The 16,272-nt window shown below is 42.4% G+C and carries 14 protein-coding genes, 1 tRNA gene and 1 pseudogene; 9 read left to right on the forward strand and 7 right to left on the reverse strand.

Annotation, left to right across the window (positions count from 1 at the left end):
- The first annotated feature begins 144 nt into the window (after positions 1-144).
- The gene (locus ACLI08_RS05120; protein ID WP_411427396.1) at positions 145-549 is read left to right on the forward strand and encodes a hypothetical protein; all 405 of its coding nucleotides are present in this window, start codon (positions 145-147) and stop codon (positions 547-549) included.
- 113 nt (positions 550-662) lie between these two features.
- A pseudogene (locus tag ACLI08_RS05125) lies at positions 663-896 on the forward strand (hypothetical protein); the annotation flags it as partial.
- Position 897: 1 nt separating this feature from the next.
- Here the strand turns inward: ACLI08_RS05125 and ACLI08_RS05130 are convergent.
- On the reverse strand, positions 898-1,917 hold the full coding sequence (locus ACLI08_RS05130) for a hypothetical protein (protein ID WP_411427397.1): 1,020 nt from the start codon (positions 1,915-1,917) through the stop codon (positions 898-900).
- 108 nt (positions 1,918-2,025) lie between these two features.
- On the opposite strand from ACLI08_RS05130, the gene ACLI08_RS05135 reads away from it, so the two are divergent.
- The 4 genes from ACLI08_RS05135 to ACLI08_RS05150 all read left to right on the forward strand — a co-directional run bounded on the left by ACLI08_RS05135 (position 2,026) and on the right by ACLI08_RS05150 (position 7,562).
- Complete coding sequence (locus ACLI08_RS05135; RefSeq protein WP_411427398.1) at positions 2,026-3,087, forward strand: hypothetical protein; 1,062 nt, start codon at positions 2,026-2,028, stop codon at positions 3,085-3,087.
- 99 nt (positions 3,088-3,186) lie between these two features.
- A complete protein-coding gene (galA, locus tag ACLI08_RS05140; protein WP_411427399.1) occupies positions 3,187-6,009 on the forward strand; it encodes a beta-galactosidase GalA in 2,823 nt (940 codons plus the stop codon).
- A gap of 18 nt (positions 6,010-6,027) precedes the next feature.
- A tRNA-Ser gene (locus tag ACLI08_RS05145) sits at positions 6,028-6,098 on the forward strand.
- 114 nt (positions 6,099-6,212) lie between these two features.
- Complete coding sequence (locus ACLI08_RS05150; protein WP_411427400.1) at positions 6,213-7,562, forward strand: SDR family NAD(P)-dependent oxidoreductase; 1,350 nt, start codon at positions 6,213-6,215, stop codon at positions 7,560-7,562.
- 31 nt (positions 7,563-7,593) lie between these two features.
- Here the strand turns inward: ACLI08_RS05150 and ACLI08_RS05155 are convergent, their stop codons facing one another.
- On the reverse strand, positions 7,594-8,100 hold the full coding sequence (locus ACLI08_RS05155) for a GNAT family N-acetyltransferase (RefSeq protein WP_411427401.1): 507 nt from the start codon (positions 8,098-8,100) through the stop codon (positions 7,594-7,596).
- Positions 8,101-8,125: 25 nt separating this feature from the next.
- On the reverse strand, positions 8,126-9,106 hold the full coding sequence (locus ACLI08_RS05160; protein ID WP_411427402.1) for an alpha/beta hydrolase: 981 nt from the start codon (positions 9,104-9,106) through the stop codon (positions 8,126-8,128).
- A 119-nt stretch (positions 9,107-9,225) separates the two neighbouring features.
- Between ACLI08_RS05160 and ACLI08_RS05165 the strand changes: the two genes are divergently transcribed.
- Both ACLI08_RS05165 and ACLI08_RS05170 read left to right on the forward strand, forming a co-directional pair.
- The gene (locus ACLI08_RS05165) at positions 9,226-10,359 is read left to right on the forward strand and encodes a vWA domain-containing protein (RefSeq protein WP_411427403.1); all 1,134 of its coding nucleotides are present in this window, start codon (positions 9,226-9,228) and stop codon (positions 10,357-10,359) included.
- A 106-nt stretch (positions 10,360-10,465) separates the two neighbouring features.
- Positions 10,466-11,932 (forward strand): AAA family ATPase, encoded by a 1,467-nt coding sequence (locus ACLI08_RS05170; RefSeq protein ID WP_411427404.1) that lies wholly within the window; start codon positions 10,466-10,468, stop codon positions 11,930-11,932.
- A gap of 245 nt (positions 11,933-12,177) precedes the next feature.
- Here ACLI08_RS05170 and ACLI08_RS05175 read toward each other — a convergent pair whose 3' ends face one another.
- Both ACLI08_RS05175 and ACLI08_RS05180 read right to left on the reverse strand, forming a co-directional pair.
- Positions 12,178-12,468: a putative quinol monooxygenase gene (locus ACLI08_RS05175; protein ID WP_411427405.1), complete on the reverse strand. Its 291-nt coding sequence runs from the start codon at positions 12,466-12,468 to the stop codon at positions 12,178-12,180.
- A 3-nt stretch (positions 12,469-12,471) separates the two neighbouring features.
- Positions 12,472-13,080: an NAD(P)H-dependent oxidoreductase gene (locus tag ACLI08_RS05180; protein WP_411427406.1), complete on the reverse strand. Its 609-nt coding sequence runs from the start codon at positions 13,078-13,080 to the stop codon at positions 12,472-12,474.
- A gap of 103 nt (positions 13,081-13,183) precedes the next feature.
- Here ACLI08_RS05180 and ACLI08_RS05185 point away from each other — a divergent pair, with 103 nt between their 5' ends.
- Positions 13,184-14,095: a LysR family transcriptional regulator gene (locus ACLI08_RS05185; protein ID WP_411427407.1), complete on the forward strand. Its 912-nt coding sequence runs from the start codon at positions 13,184-13,186 to the stop codon at positions 14,093-14,095.
- A gap of 744 nt (positions 14,096-14,839) precedes the next feature.
- On the opposite strand, the gene ACLI08_RS05190 is transcribed toward ACLI08_RS05185, so the two are convergent.
- Together ACLI08_RS05190 and ACLI08_RS05195 are read right to left on the reverse strand one after the other, a co-directional pair.
- On the reverse strand, positions 14,840-15,250 hold the full coding sequence (locus ACLI08_RS05190) for a lysozyme inhibitor LprI family protein (RefSeq protein ID WP_411427408.1): 411 nt from the start codon (positions 15,248-15,250) through the stop codon (positions 14,840-14,842).
- A gap of 349 nt (positions 15,251-15,599) precedes the next feature.
- Entirely contained in the window at positions 15,600-16,124 is a 525-nt protein-coding gene (locus tag ACLI08_RS05195) for a toll/interleukin-1 receptor domain-containing protein (RefSeq protein ID WP_411427409.1), read from the reverse strand.
- Positions 16,125-16,272 lie beyond the last annotated feature (148 nt).

Raw genomic sequence — 16,272 nt, forward strand, 5'->3', positions numbered from 1 at the left:
TTGTGTTTTAGCTTTGTAAAAGTTACGCTTTAATTTATTTAACAAAATTTTTATGCGCTTTATCTTATAAAAAAGCCGTTTGTCGAAAAATTAAGCGCAGTATTTTCTTTATAATTAGCTTAGCAGTACTAAATATTCCAACACATGTTACTGACAAATGATCTTATGATTTTGGTAGCCCTTGGCGCCGCCTGCGGGCTGTACGCTTTTGTGGCGTTTTGCATACAAAAGCTTTCTGTAAACAAAAAAGAGCAAATGCTTAGCAAGTACTCAGAACTGCGCAGGCAGTCGCTTACGCTTCAGGAAGTGGTAAGTAACTACCTTCTTGCCGATGATGCAGATAAAAGGCTGCTTAGCGGTGAGCTAACCTGTGCTGATTTGTACAGGCAGCTAAAAAGTAACCACGTGTATAACTTGTCAGACAAATATTTGTCTAAAGTAAAAAAGAGCAACAACCTGCTATTTTTAAATAAAGCAGAGCGTAATTTGCATGAACAGGAAGAAAGGCTTAACAATGCACAACGCCTTATATCTTCGGTATCCAGGTAATCCATTTTTTTATTTTCTGATACAAAAACCTTCCGCAATCGGGAGGTTTTTTGGTTTACAGTGGTATAGGTTTACAGAAATGGCTACCTTTAGCAATAGCAATAACCCCGGCGATGATAAAAGAGTCTAAAACCGACGTAACGATAGCTTTCCGTAAGCCGGCGTACCCCATAATAGCTGAACTTATGGAGTATCTGGAAAAATACAACCGTACTACAAAGTCGCCCTTGCTGTATGATGATTTGCTGAGGTTTTCAGGAGGTATTTCGGTGTACGACAAGGAGGGAAACGACACCCTTTGGCTACGTGTTTTTTATCCCGAGTTTGAACAGGCGGAGATACAGGCGATTAATTACAGTCATGTAATGCGACAACTTCTTCAAAGGCACTGTAAAAAAACTCCTTATCATAAACAGGGGAGGGGGTGATATTGTACCTGAAGTCAAAATTATTGCGGGTTCCGTACTTAAAAATGAGTTTTTTTTCAAGGTCGGTGATGTTTTCAAGGAAACATTTCCTTCTAGTTTGGTTTATTTCGGCTAGTTGTTCAATTTCTTTTTTACGATAGAGTTTGCATAGGCTTATTTTAAATAGCCACATACCAGTATCTCCAAAAACAGTATCGGTCATTTCCATAATCTGGGATACATTATAGTGAGTAATAGTGCCATTGCTTAAGTTACTAATAAATAGTGCTTTTATTTCATTAATCAGTTGTCTGTCACGTCCCATTTCAAGATAATGCAGCAGTACAATATCGCCCTTGCTCATATATCTGATTATGGTGTCATTACTAATGCGAGCTCCCATTTTTTCCTCTGAATAAACACCGTTCACTTTAATAAATGCCATTATATTTTGCGTATTAGTTCTAAATAGATTCTCTAAGGTATCAGGGGTATGGCCCAGCTCGCGATATTTTGTGAGGCGTAGTCTGTTGTAGGTAGAATCTAGGGTAACAAATTCTTGTATTTGTTTATTGTAAGTCCCGTTTACCTTCATGTTTTTCTGTTTGGTTTGCTCTGCCAGTTTCATTATTTTAATAAATGCCGGGTCATTTTTGTAGGGACTAAAAATCTTTTTCCTGAAAAACTTTTCTCCAACGCCTTTTTCAGCCAACTTTCGAGAGTAGGAGTATACCATTTTGGTGTCGTTCAGTTTTGCCGCACAAGCAGCAGCATTGTAAAGGTCTACCGAAAAATTGGCTATTTCAAAAGCTTCGTTGTATTCTCTTAAAGCATCGTAGTATCGGGCTTCGGTAATGCTTAGTTCAGCGAGGTTGGTAAGCCTTTTGTAGTTTTGCCCTATGGTTTGTGCCTTGGTAAATGAAATGATTGAAAGTGTAAATAGTATTACTGCTTGTTTCATAAAGGTTGGTTTTATAGTATAAACGGTATCGTGATTGAAATATTTCCTTAGGAATTAATCACGATTAAAACGCATTAAGTATCTTTAGCAATAGCAATAACCGTGGCGATGATAAAAGAGTCTAAAACCGACGTAAAGATAGCTTTCCGTAAACCGGCATACCCCATAATACCTGAACTTATGGAGTATCTGGAAAAATACAACCGTACCACAAAGTCGCCCTTGCTGTATGATGATTTGCTGAGGTTTTCGGGAGGTATTTCGGTGTATGACAAGGAGGGAAACGACACCCTTTGGTTACGCGTTTTTTATCCCGAGTTTGAACAGGCAGAGATAGAAGCAGGCCTTAACAAAATTTACACCCTTTTACATTCTGATGGTGATGAAGATACCCTGCCGTACCTTACGGTAGATTCTATTGAGTTCTGCACCTTCGGTAATTCTAAACCGTTCCGTATACGGGTTCGGAATATTCTTAATGATAATTATACCAACTTTTACATAAAAAAGGCCGATGCCTCGCGCATTTACGGGCTGGAAATGGAAGACCTCCTATCGCCTAACCGCGTAAATTACCTTGTGTACAAAGACACGCTTATAGAGGAGCACATCCTCGGCATACCGGGCGATGTTTTTATAAAACAACATCTGGATAAATGTACCGAACTCGAAAAATCACAGTTGGCCAAAGAGTTTGTAAAGTTTAACGAGCGCTGCATGGTAGGGCTTTTAGGTGATATGCGCTCGTATAACTATGTGGTAATTCCTACCCACGATTACGATCATGTAGTGTACCGTATACGTGCCATAGATTTCGACCAACAGTCGTATGAAGGGAACCTTAAAATTTACCTGCCACAGTATTTTAAAGAAAACTTCAGGATGGTGAAGCTGGTTATGGATAAGCTTAAACCAAATTCAGTAGAGCAATACCGCAAAGAAGTACGCTCAGTTATTGCCAAGCGTTTGCTAAACAGCCACGAGCGTTACCTGGATTTGGTAAGCATCCTTAAAAAAGACAACATAGCCCCAAAAAGCCACGTAACAGAACTGCGCACCGCTTTACAAAAGCTTACTTATGACTCTAAGTTTCGCCTTTGTGAAAATATGGGAGACATAGCCGAAATAGGGCTGGAGTTTGTAATGAAAAACTACCGCAAGGTAGAGTAAGCTGTTAGTTTTTTATCACTTCTATACAAAATAGTATCAGTTTGGTTATGGGTAAAAATGTACTTTAGTGGGTTATACACCGTTAACCAAACCCTTTTTATGAAACCAAACCGGATGTTTTTATTCCTGCTGCTTTTTGTAGTATCTTTCGGCTATAGCCAAAATCCAACTTCCCGAGAAACGATAAATATAGATGCCGGCTGGCGATTTGCCTTTGGCCATCCAAATGATGCCGCTAAAGACTTTGGCCATGCCGAAGCGTATTTTTCTTATCTGGCCAAAACAGGTAGTGCCGATGGGCCTGCCGGTGCTGGTTTTGACGACCGTGCATGGCGACAGTTAAACCTACCGCACGACTGGGCGGTAGAGCAACCCTTTAGTGAAAAAGCCAGCTACAGCCACGGATTTCATGCGGCAGGAAAAGGTTTTCCGGACAAAAGCATTGGATGGTATAGAAAACAAATCAATATTTCCAAAGAGGATTTGGGGCGTATTATTACCCTGAAGTTTGACGGAGTGTTCCGTAATTGTAAGGTGTGGTTTAACGGGCATTTCCTTGGAACAGAAGAAAGTGGTTACAACAGCTTTGAATATGATGTTACGGCGTATGTAAAGTATGGCGAAAAAAATACCATTGCCGTACGTGTAGATGCCTCTATGGAAGAAGGCTGGTGGTATGAAGGGGCAGGGATTTATCGCCACGTGTACCTGCAAAAGACACAACCGCTGCACATAGCTACAAACGGCACTTACATAACTACCCAAATTAATGGAGCCAATGCTGAAATAAGTGTAGTGTCTACGCTGCTTAATCAGGGCAGTTATACAGGTGCTGTTGCTTTGCGCCATACGGTTTACGATACGGGTAATAAAGCGGTTGCTACAATTACAGAGCCCGTAACAGTTCCCGGTTTTTATAAAACGGCAGATAAAAAATCGAGCCTTACAATTAGTAATGCGCAGCTTTGGGATATAGAGCATCCTGACCTTTACACTTTGGTTACCGAAGTGCTACAGGAGGGTAAACCCGTAGACCGCTACGAAACCACATTTGGCATTCGCGAAATTCATTTTGATGCCGAAAAAGGCTTGTTTCTAAACGGTAAACCTGTAAAACTAAAAGGGACCAATAACCATCAGGACCACGCCGGTGTAGGTACGGCAATACCCGATGAGTTGCAGTACTGGCGTATTAAGCAGCTAAAAGACATGGGCAGTAATGCGTACCGCTGTTCGCACCATCCGCCTACACCGGAGTTGCTCGATGCGTGCGACAAACTTGGTATGCTGGTGATTGACGAAACCCGCCTTATGGGTATTAACCAATACCATTTGGGCAACCTGAAACGCCTGATAGAGCGCGACCGCAACCACCCGAGTGTGTTCTGCTGGTCGGTAGGTAATGAGGAGTGGGCCATAGAAGGAAACATAACCGGCGAGCGCATTACGCAAGTCATGCAGGATTTTGCCCACAGCATAGACCCCACACGCCCTGTAACGGTAGGTATAAGCAGTGGCTTCCGGAGTGGGATTTCGTCTGTAGTAGAAGTTATGGGTTATAATTACCTGGGCAATGGCGATATTGACGCCCACCGTAGCCAGTTTAAAAACCAGCCGGGTATGGGCACAGAGGAAGGTTCTACCTTTGCCACCCGGGGCGTGTATGTTACAGATGACGCCAGGCATTACCAAAGTGCTTACGACCGTAAGCCGCGCCCGTCTTTTTACAGCATAGAAGAAGGCTGGACGTTTTATGCCACACGCCCGTATCTTGCCGGGATGTTCATCTGGACCGGGTTTGACTATCGTGGTGAGCCTACGCCGTACGGCTGGCCGTCGGTTACATCGTATTTTGGTATGATGGACGTGTGCGGTTTCCCTAAAGATAATGTATACTACTTGAAATCGTGGTGGGGTACAGCGCCCGTAGTGCACCTGCTGCCACACTGGAACTGGCCGGGCAAAGAGGGTAAAGAAATAAACGTGTGGGTGCACACAAACTGCGATAGTGTGGAGCTGTTTCTCAATAAAAAAAGCCTTGGCAAAAAAAGTGTAAAACAGTTCAGCCACCTGGAATGGAACGTTATTTACCAACCCGGAACACTTGAGGCGGTGGGCTATAAAAACGGTAAAATGGTAATGGCAGATGTGCAAAAAACAACAGGCACGCCTGCCGCGATTAAGCTAACGCCTCATAAAACTACCCTAAAAAGCGCAACAGATGTAGCTGTGGTTACGGTAGCTGTTTTAGATAAAAAAGGGCTGCATGTACCGGTAGCTGATAACCTGATTACTTTCAGTATAAAAAACGGTACAGTACTGGGTGTGGGTAATGGCGACCCTACTTCTCTGGAAAATGACCGGTTTATAGATGATGTACAGTTGGTTCCTCTAACCGGTTTAAAAGAACAGGCGCTTAGTACGAGCGTGCTGCCAAGCGTACTTGCTCCATACGAAGAAACTGCCTGGAAAGAGGGTTTTAAAGACCGCGATTATAAAAATTTGGCTCCTGCGTATGCTTATAAAACATCGTTTGTGCTGGATAAATTAGAGGGGGTACAGGTAACGTTTTATTACAAAAAGATAGGCGTAGACGCTGTGGTGTTTGTAAACGGTGTTAAGGTTTCGGCGTCTACCGATGATGCTCAGAAATTTGTGCTGGATGCAAAAATACTGAAACAGGGCAGCAACACCATGCACATTGTAGCCACACCCGAGCATAAAGTACACGACTGGGATGTTATTAACGCCGATCCCGGCGTACTACAGGTAGTAACCCCCGCTGCTCCTTACACGCGAAAGTTATTTAATGGCTATGCCCAAATCATTGTACAGCCCGATGGCAGCGGTAAGCCTATAGAACTCGGTGCTACATCAAAAGGGGTAAAGGGTGAAAAAATAATATTAGGCATAGGTCAATAAATTTATATATTTGGCTTAGGGCAAATAGCTTAAAGGAAAAGTACTCTTATGCTATGAGAGAGATAAAGGTTCGAGCCCTTTTTTGCCCGCTACGGATTGAATATTTTAAACACCTACATAGCATATAGTTTAACGGAAGAACGCGGTTACAGGCAGTGCCGGGGTCCCGGTTCGATTCCGGGTATGCTAATTTTTTTTAAAGTATGGAACACGGGTTTACTACAGATGAATGGGAAGCATGCTTAAAGGTACTAAACATCCTCAAAAACGATCCATTTAATAATCCTGATAATCTCACTTTTAAGACGCTGGTAACTGATATTTACAGGCAAGCGAAAAAACAGCAAAAAAGAGAAGCGCGTGTTAACCGCAGACTTTCGGATGTAGAGATATTACAGCAAACCGTAATTGCCGGTAATGCCGCTGCAAAAACAACAGATTTTGTTCATAATGCGCAACAAAATCCTGATGTTTTTATTAATGAATTAGCTTCGCCTGCGTGGTGCTATTGCTGCAGTGAGCCATATACACGGGTTCATTTTTTTTATCATAAGTTATGCCCGGCCTGCGCCCTTGAAAATTATGAGAAACGTAGCCTTAGCCCTAACCTGTTTGGTTATACTGCTGTGGTTACCGGTGGACGGGTAAAAATAGGGTATGCTACGGTTTTGACACTTTTAAACCTTGGAGCAACTGTAGTGCTTACTACGCGTTTCCCGGCGCTTGCTCTTAAACAGTTACAGCAGGAGCAAAACTATGATGATTTTAAAGAAAGGGTATTACTTTATGGTCTTGATCTTCGAAATCTTAAAGCAGTAGAGGATTTTGTGCTTTATTGTCATCGTAATTTTTCACAAATAGATATACTGATAAATAACGCGGCTCAAACTATAAAATATCCAACAGATTACTACACGCCTCTAATAGCTGGAGAACAGCAACTACTCGCTACAAAGCAAGGTAATTTATTTCCTAATGGCACGCCGGTAACAGGAATTGAGTTACTCCCGGGGCCAGGCGGATTTGAATTTCCTGTAAACCGTTTTGGACAACCAGTAGACTACAGGGATAAAAACAGTTGGAATTCTGAACTCACAGATATAGGCCTGGAAGAATTGCTGGAAGTGAATTTAATAAACCATATAGCACCCTACCGACTTATAGCAGGCTTAAAGCCACTTATGAAAGCCAGTGCTCACCCTAAACGGTTTGTTGTTAATGTAACCAGTAGTGAAGGACAGTTTAGTTATACTAACAAAACTAAATACCATCCGCATACTAACATGACCAAAGCCGCGCTTAATATGCTTACCAGGACATCGGCAGAGGAGTTTTCAAACGATGGTATTTATATGACAGCCGTAGATGTAGGGTGGGTATCTACCGGAGTTGGCGAACAAAAGCGCGAACGGCTTTTTTCTGATATGAAAATGCCGCCTCTGGATCCGGTAGATGGAGCTATGCGTATAATTCACCCTATATACGAGTCATTATATAATAATAATGACTTTAACGGGGTGTTATTAAAAAATTATAAGGTAGTAGACTGGTAGGTTGCCCATAGTATTTGTAATTTGACAAATATTACTCAGCCCCACACTCAAAATACGCCAGTTCCAGTGTTTCGGGGTAGCGGGTTACGGTGCCTTTGGCTTTTAGCCCGGCCTTTACTAACACTGCCTGAGAGGCTATGTTTTCTTTTACCGTAACGGCAGCCAGTTTTTTGGTATGGGGTAGTGTAAAAGCATACGCTTTTAGCGCGTGTACCATTTCGGTTCCGTAGCCTTTGCCCCAGTAAGGTGTGTCTATACTATAACCTATTTCTATCACTTGCGGGTCTCCGGCGTTAAATTCCCGAAGCAGGCAACTGCCTATAAAGTTACCGGTGGCCTTTTCTTCCATTACCCAGCGGTTAAGCGGTACATCACCACGACCTATAGCTTCCAGTAAAAAGGTTTGGTGTTCTTCAGGGCTGCGTTTTGGCAAATAAAGGTTTACCTCAGGTTTTATATGCATTTCTATAAACACAGGGATATCCTCCTCTTTAAACAGGCGTATAATAAGTCGTTCGGTTTCTAATGCAAATGCCATGGTAGTGCTTTTTTATAAAGATAATTTATTTCCCCGAAGGTTGCCATAAAAAGGTACGTACCGTAGTGGCCCATTCTTCAGGTTCGGTATCTATATACTGCCCATGCCCGGAATGTATAAAGGTGTGCAGTTCCTTTTTGCCCGCCAGGTTATTGTATATGGCTTGTGTTTCTTCGTAGCTTACGCGGTTGTCCTGCTCGTCCCACAACAGCAGGGTAGGGCAGGTAATGTTTTTGGCATAGTCTTCCGGGTTGTGGCCAAATGCCCAAAAGCCATTTTCTAAACCGCCCCAAAACGTAAGCAATCCTGCCATGGGAAACCTTGGTATTCCCATAATTTCAAAGCGTTTGCAAACGGTGCCATACATTGAGCCAAAAGGACACCCTACAATAATACCACGAGGCGAAAGTTTGTAATCGTCAACGGCTTTCATAACGGCGGCTGCGCCCATGCTGCTCCCGTACAGGTAAATATTTTTTTCGCCTTTCTGGGCAACGTAGTCGTAGCAGGCCTTTACGTTTTCAGCCTCTTTATACCCTATGGTCGTCTGATTGCCTTCGCTGCCGCCAGATCCCATAAAATCTACCATCAGGGTATTATAGCCCATATTAAGTAAGGCGTCGGATACTTCAATAAGGGTTGATTTTGTACCCTGATACCCATGAAACAATAATATGGTGCCTTTTGGGTGGGGCGTGTTGGCTTTACTGTACCATGTGCTAAGGGCCACATTGCTTTGTATGTTTACCGTTTCGTAAGATTGGTCGGGCAGTGCTGTATTTAGAGGCCGGGGTAAGGAAGCGCCAAAAAGCAGCATTTCTGTTTTCTGCGCTACGTTTAAGCTATCTGCGTTTACACGATTGCCCACCGTATCATCAAAGTGTGTAAACGACCATGCCTGAAACGCCGCTATAACGTTCATCAGTATAAAAACAACGAGCAGTATGCGGCCTAATGGTCTAAGCGGGTTTTTACGTTTGGGAAGGGGTATTGGGCGATAAGTCATGTTAAGTTGAGGTTGATACGTACAAGTGTACAATTAAAATATATAAACAGTTTACTACAAATAAATTTTAACTTTTGACCAATGCACAGCGCATTTAATTATATAGTAACTTTATGGGTATGGAAACAGGAAGAAGAAAAGGGTTTAAATTTAGCACTTACAGCGCCGCTCCCCAGTCGGTTTTTGATAAGTTGCTGGAAATTTTTACCGAGCTCATTACCCATACTTCGGGTGATTTTGATGAAGCCATAGACTGGTTACGCCAGCTGGATAAAGAATACGAGCTTACCACACCGGAATATACCATAGACGATTTTATAGAAGACCTTAAAAAGAAAGGCTATATCCGTGAAGAAATCCGCCCGGATGGCGATGGAAACGGAGAGGGCAGTGGTATAAAACTGGGCTCTAAGTTGGAGCAGAACATCCGTCAGCAGGCACTAAAACAGATATTTGGTAACCTGAAGCGCAACGGATCGGGTAATCACCGAACCAAATACAGCGGCGCGGGCGACGAACACACTGGGGAGTTTCGCGATTATCGTTTTGGCGATGCGCTGGAGAAAATTTCGCTTACCGAAAGCCTTAAAAACGCCCAGGTAAATAACGGTGTAGATGCGTTTCGCATAACCGAAGATGACCTGGTAGTAGAAGACAGTCACCATAAGGCGCAGATGAGTACGGTACTGATGATAGATATTAGCCACAGTATGATTCTGTACGGGGAAGACCGCATAACACCGGCTAAAAAAGTGGCCATGGCATTAGCCGAACTCATTACCACGCGCTACCCTAAAGATACGCTCGATATACTGGTGTTTGGCAACGACGCCTGGCCTATTGAGATTAAAGATTTGCCATACCTGCAAGTAGGGCCATACCATACCAATACCGTGGCAGGGCTGCAACTTGCTATGGACCTGCTGCGCCGGAAGCGCAATACCAATAAGCAGATTTTTATGATTACCGATGGCAAGCCGAGCTGCGTACGCGAGAGCGACGGTACTTATTATATGAACAGCAACGGCCTGGACGAGTATATCGTTGAAAAATGCTATACCATGGCTGCACAGGCGCGTAAACTGCATATACCCATAACCACCTTTATGATAGCGCAGGACAGCTACCTGCAGCGCTTTGTACGCGAGTTTACCGAAGCGAATCAAGGCAAGGCATTCTATACCGGGCTGAAAGGCTTGGGTGAGATGATTTTTGAGGATTATGAAGCGAACAGGAAAAAGAGAATTAAATAAGGTAAAGATTAGAGTATTAAGTACAAAGTATTAAGACTTTTAGATGAGAGGTAATAGATGATAGACCGTCTCGGAATCTTAATACTTAACACAACTACACACAATTATGACTATAACAGATATAAAAACATTTGGCGAACTAAAAGCCTCGGGTTACGAACCCATTAGTATAAAAGACGAACTGCGTAAAAACCTACGTGCCAAAATAGCTAAGAAACAAACCGTTTTTGAAGGGGTGTATGGATATGAGCATACCGTAATCCCGCAACTGGAGCAGGCTATTTTGAGTCGGCACAATATTAACCTGCTGGGGCTTCGCGGTCAGGCTAAGACCAGGCTGGCACGCCTTATGGTGAATTTGCTGGACGAATACATTCCGTATATAGAGGGCAGCGAGATTAACGACGACCCGTTTAACCCTATTTCGCGCTATGCTGTTGAGGTGCTTGCTGCCAAAGGCGATGATACCCCGATTAGCTGGCTGCACCGCAACGACCGTTTTTTCGAAAAACTTGCTACACCCGACGTTACTGTGGCTGACCTGATAGGAGACATTGACCCGATTAAGGCTGCCAACTTAAAACTGTCTTATGCCGATGACCGCGTGATTCACTACGGTATGATTCCGCGTGCCAACCGTTGTATTTTTGTGATTAACGAGTTGCCCGATTTACAGGCGCGCATACAGGTATCGCTATTCAATATTTTGCAGGAAGGCGATATTCAAATCCGTGGGTTTAAGGTACGCCTGCCGCTGGATTTGCAATTCATCTTTACTGCGAACCCGGAAGATTATACCAACCGTGGCAGCATAGTAACGCCTCTTAAAGACAGGATAGGATCGCAAATCCTTACGCACTACCCTGAGGATATAAAAATAGCCCGTACCATCACTGAGCACGAGGCAAGGCTGGACAGCCGCCAAAGCGATACGGTGTATGTGCCATCATTAGCCAAAGATCTTTTGGAACAAATTGGCTTTGAAGCCCGCGATAGTGAGTTTGTAGATTACAAGAGCGGCGTTAGTGCCCGTATGAGCATAACCGCTTTTGAAAATCTGCTGAGTACTGCCGAGCGCCGAGCGCTGCGTGCCGGGGAGGAAAAAACTACGGTACGCCTTAGTGATTTTATGGGTATTATACCGGCCATTACCGGTAAGGTGGAGCTGGTATACGAAGGTGAGCAGGAAGGTGCTGCTGCCGTTGCCGAAATTTTAATCAGTAGTGCTGTAAAAACCCTGTTTGGCGAGCATTTCCCTAAAATAGAAAAGCTGGAAAAACAGAACCAGAAAAGCCCTTACCAGGAGATAATCGACTGGTTTTTTAACGAAAGCGGAGGCCTGGAGATAACCGATGATGCTACCGACAGGCAGTACCAAAAGGAACTGGACAAAATTATTCCGCTTAAGCAGCTGATACAAAAATATGCTCCCGAAACACCTAAGGAAGACCTCTTGTTTATGAAGGAGTTTGTATTATGGGGACTTGCCGAATACAAAAAGCTAAACAAAGACCGCTTTAGCGAGGGCTATCAGTTTAGGGATCCTTTCGGTAGTTATATCAGTAAGTTGTAATTTGGTTGATGGTTGTTGGTTGATGGCTTTAGGAGCTACACTTCCATCATGAACTTGAATAATCAGTAACACAGAGATACACGGAGGGAGCACAGAGCGACACGGAGAAAAGAGATTATACCTCTGGTATAAGAACACAGAGCTGTACGTTTTAACATACAGCTCTGTGAACTTTTGCTGAAGGCAGCCTCCAAAAAACTCTGTGAATCTCTGTGCTCCCTCCGTGTATCTCTGTGTTATATTTTCTAAGAAAGCAATTCCATCTTTATAATCACAGGCGGTTGCTGTAGTTTGTAAGGGATAATATCTATAAAGTCTTTTAAATACGGCTGTTCGTTGTGCTGTTGCAGTATCTCTTCGCTTTGCCATATTTCGTAAAATACAAACGTGTTTTCGTCGGCTTTATCGCGGTGCAGGTCGTATTGCAGGTTACCCGCTTCGTTACGGCTGTGCGTTACCATGTTTTGCAGTAGGGCAAGTACATCGGCAGTATGTTCGGGTTTGCTTTTTACAATGGCGGTTAAATATACTTTCATGGCTTAAGCGTTTACGGTGTTATTAGCAAAAACATTTTCTAAGTGTTGTCTGTAGCGGCTCATTTCAAGCTCCATGTTGGGGTTTTTCATCACATCATGAAAATGGAATCCATCAATTTTGCTCAGCCCCACAAAAGCATTCATGCGGTGAAACCCAAACAACACACCATTATCTACGCTTGTTTCGTTAAAAAATTCTCCCGGTAGCGTAAATGCTGTAGACGGAGCATTCCATGTGGTAGTTACCATATAGTGCTTGCCGTGCATGGTCCCACCTGTACCGTAACCTATTTGGGGAGTATCGGCGTGGCGCCCATCGCTGTTGTATATGCCGTTTCTGTGGCCTGCCGTAAATACCTCGTCTATGTATTTCTTAAGCCCGAAAGGCAACTGAAACCACCAAATGGGGGTGTGGTATATAATAATATCTGCGCGGTTAAATTTGGCTACCTCCGCATGTGGGTCAAACCCCTTATTTACGTGCGTTACCTCTACAGTATAATCGGGGTGGTTAGTAAAGAAATCTTCTGTAACAGAAGTAATTGTATTGTTATACGCTCCACCCGAATGGCCAAAGTTTTGGCCGCCGTTTATTACCAGTATGTGTTTCATAATTTTTATTGCTTTAAATACACTACAAAGTTACAGGTGGTTTTTATATTATTAAAATAAGATAATTTATACCTTTGTATTATAATTATAATGAATTTAGGTTATGGTGAATTTAGAGTGGTACCGCACATTTAAGGCAATATATACTACCGGCACGCTTACAGGAGCCGCTGATGCATTGTTTATTTCGCAGCCGGGGGTAAGCCTGCACCTTAGTTCGCTGGAAAGCTACGTGGGCTACAAACTTTTTGAACGTACCGGACGAAAAATGCTGCCTACCGAACGTGCCAAAGCCTTGTATAACGCCATATACGAACCAATATCTAAACTGGAACAGGCCGAAAAAACCTTCCAGAAAAGTACCGAGAAAAACACGCCTACCATAAGTGTGGGGATGTGTTTTGAGATGTTTCAGGCAACGCTGGAAAAGCACATCAGCAGCCTGCCGTTTAACGTTATTGTGTGTTTTGGGGAGTACCCCGAAATGCTGGATAACCTTGATAAAGGGATAATAGACCTGGTGGTAACTCCACGTAAAGGTACGTCGGCAGGGGTGGGGCATGAGCCTTTTAGCTCTGAAACCATAGTGCTGGTAGGGGGGGGCGACGTGGATACCGGGGAGTTTGATGCGCTAGTAGCGAAAAAAGACTTTGAAGCCGCCGAAAAGTGGCTGAAAAGCCATAAATGGTACGGTACTACAGGCGATATGGAGCATTTGTTCCGCTTCTGGGAACTGAACTTTGGGCACCGCCCTGATTTTAGGCCGAACTATATAGTGCCCAACCTTAACTCTATTGTGCGCTGTCTTTCGGGAGGGACAGGGCTGGCGGTAATGCCTGATTTTTTGTGCCAGAAGGAAATCCAGGAAGGCAAGGTGCAACTGGTATGGGAGGGTAAAAAGAAGCTGCAAAACACCCTGTATTTCGGGTGCAGGAAGAATACGCTGTACACCCATGAAATCGCCCAACTTAAAGCACTGCTGCGTGAAGTGATGCCTGTGGTTGAAGTGGTGTGAGAATTAAGAAATCTAGGTTTTATCCGATTATGACCCCCAAGTGTGTAAAGCTTATACCAAAGTTCGGAGTTGTATCTAAATAAACGAAATCAAAAAGTGAGAGAAAAACAAACTACAGCGATAGTTCATTACGATTATGTGTCTATTGTCATTTTTATTTTGACAATTCTAGTATTTTTGAGTATTATTATTTTACTGTGTTTTGCAGGAATTTTAGGAATGGTATTTTCAATTATATTATTTTTAAAATTCGTAAGAATTTTCAACCATGTCATTTATATAAATAATTTTTTTTTCAATTTAAGTTTTCTCTATTTGGAAAGAATTAAAATTGATAATATCGTCAAGATGACATGTCAAAATGCAGGATTAGGAAGCAGTAGAGATACTATTATATCTATATATTACATTAAAAAAGGTAATATTAAAGAAACTAAGCTTTTGTATTTCAACATTTTCAATAAACATAAATTAATTAAACTGTTAAATTCACTATATGGAAAAATTAATATTGACTCATCTAGTTTTGTACAAATAGGAATTACAATGAAAGAAGAAGTTTTCATGGAAATTTGATCTACTTTCCATTATTGTTATTAATAAGTCCCAAGCGTGTATTGTTAACAGACTCACTTTTTTTAAGGAACAAGGATGTATCAAAAGACAAAACGGCAAATTTGGGATTGATAGGATAATTGTTAGCCCAGATTTATAAATCCGTACTTAACGGTTGGTGTAATCCTCTTACTTTAGTTTTTCTAAACGTTTTATAAGTACTTTAACCCGCTCCAATACAAAACCAGCTTCATTGTTGGCAACAGTCATTAAATAATCTTGGCACATATACCCACAGTCAAATACTTCATTTGCCTCACGGTGTATTTTTTTGAACTCATTATCACGTTTTTTCAGCCATTTCCGTTGCTCTTCTTTCAGTTGAAGTTTTTCGGCACCGGTAAGTTTAGCCATAAGCTTTTTATAAACGGTATTGAGGTGGTGGTCGGCAAGTGTGTAGTAATCTTCTGCGCAGCCTTTCATGTTTTCGCCTTTATCCAGGCATTTTTGGTACGCATCTGCTTCTGCCTGCAGGGACTTTAAGGTTTGTGAATTAATATTAAGACTACATAAGATAAGTAAGCAGGCCAGTTTCTTCATGGTTGGTTGTTTTTGCTAATAGCAAATGTAATGATTCAATACAAATAAGACATCGCTGAGGTGTGCAAACAAAAAAAGGACAAAGCGTTTTACTTTGTCCTTTTTTTATTGTTGTGACCACAATGGGGTCAGAACTTATTTTGAAAGGTGTAGTGTTTTCGGGAGTTTATACCGAGTAAAAAAGTGTAGGGGTCAGAATAGGGGTTTTTAAAATTATTACTGGCGAATTTTAAGCTACTCTTTAGTGTTAATTACCTTTGAACTCGGTACATGATTTTGCAACTCGAATATAAAGAAAAAGCTCCATATTATGGAGCTTTTCATATTCTTTATACAAGTGAACCGTTAGCTATGCAGGCTCAAGGGTAACTAACTCAGCAAGCTTAGATACTATATCTGACATAGGCTCTTCTGTAGTACTCAGTCCGCTTCGAGAGCCAAGCAAAGGACTAACTTCGCGAAGTTCTTCGTATGTTGTATTATGCACAATAGGAACAAGTAAATCACGAGCCAAGAGAGCAGAAAGCTCTTTATCTGCAATTCCCTCGCCTTTAACACGTTTTATAAAGGCGGGAGTGACTAACACAAGACCAACTCTTGACTTTGCTAAACCCTTATCACTCTCACGGAGTAACGATGAACCAAGCAAAACATCTTTTTCACTAAACCAAACAGATACACCTTTAGATTCTAATAAATCATGCAACTCTTTAGCAGCGTCCCTTCTATCATCCCAAGCATGGCAAAGAAAAACATCTCTTAAGTCAGGCAAATCAGAACGTTTTTCTACATTTTCACGTATAGGAGTAAGAGTTCGGATTTCTGTAGGAGTATATAGAAGGGTTGAACTTGGTGAAGACCAACGAGCCTTCATACTTCGAGATTGTCCTGTATTGCGAGTCGCTGAACTACCTGAAGATGAAGAATAGGTAGGGTGAGAAGAATAAGAAGTATAAGAATTGTAACTACGACTGTAGCGACTGCTACAAGCGGGGCATGCTTCTGCCCCGCTCGCAGTGCGA

This window comes from Flavobacterium sp. RNTU_13, assembly GCF_046614455.1.
In the GTDB taxonomy this organism is placed as follows: Bacteria; Bacteroidota; Bacteroidia; order Flavobacteriales; family Flavobacteriaceae; genus Flavobacterium.

Excerpts from the sequence above, each read along its gene's own strand:
- ACLI08_RS05155 (WP_411427401.1), bottom strand. The coding sequence starts at position 8,100 with ATGGCATTTGCATTAGAAACCGAACGACTTATTATACGCCTGTTTAAA.
- ACLI08_RS05180 (WP_411427406.1), bottom strand. The coding sequence starts at position 13,080 with ATGAAACACATACTGGTAATAAACGGCGGCCAAAACTTTGGCCATTCG.
- ACLI08_RS05185 (WP_411427407.1), top strand. The coding sequence starts at position 13,184 with ATGGTGAATTTAGAGTGGTACCGCACATTTAAGGCAATATATACTACC.
- ACLI08_RS05160 (WP_411427402.1), bottom strand. The coding sequence starts at position 9,106 with ATGACTTATCGCCCAATACCCCTTCCCAAACGTAAAAACCCGCTTAGA.
- ACLI08_RS05170 (WP_411427404.1), top strand. The coding sequence starts at position 10,466 with ATGACTATAACAGATATAAAAACATTTGGCGAACTAAAAGCCTCGGGT.
- ACLI08_RS05165 (WP_411427403.1), top strand. The coding sequence starts at position 9,226 with ATGGAAACAGGAAGAAGAAAAGGGTTTAAATTTAGCACTTACAGCGCC.
- ACLI08_RS05135 (WP_411427398.1), top strand. The coding sequence starts at position 2,026 with ATGATAAAAGAGTCTAAAACCGACGTAAAGATAGCTTTCCGTAAACCG.
- ACLI08_RS05190 (WP_411427408.1), bottom strand. The coding sequence starts at position 15,250 with ATGAAGAAACTGGCCTGCTTACTTATCTTATGTAGTCTTAATATTAAT.
- ACLI08_RS05195 (WP_411427409.1), bottom strand. The coding sequence starts at position 16,124 with ATGAAGGCTCGTTGGTCTTCACCAAGTTCAACCCTTCTATATACTCCT.
- ACLI08_RS05175 (WP_411427405.1), bottom strand. The coding sequence starts at position 12,468 with ATGAAAGTATATTTAACCGCCATTGTAAAAAGCAAACCCGAACATACT.
- galA (WP_411427399.1), top strand. The coding sequence starts at position 3,187 with ATGAAACCAAACCGGATGTTTTTATTCCTGCTGCTTTTTGTAGTATCT.
- ACLI08_RS05150 (WP_411427400.1), top strand. The coding sequence starts at position 6,213 with ATGGAACACGGGTTTACTACAGATGAATGGGAAGCATGCTTAAAGGTA.
- ACLI08_RS05130 (WP_411427397.1), bottom strand. The coding sequence starts at position 1,917 with ATGAAACAAGCAGTAATACTATTTACACTTTCAATCATTTCATTTACC.
- ACLI08_RS05120 (WP_411427396.1), top strand. The coding sequence starts at position 145 with ATGTTACTGACAAATGATCTTATGATTTTGGTAGCCCTTGGCGCCGCC.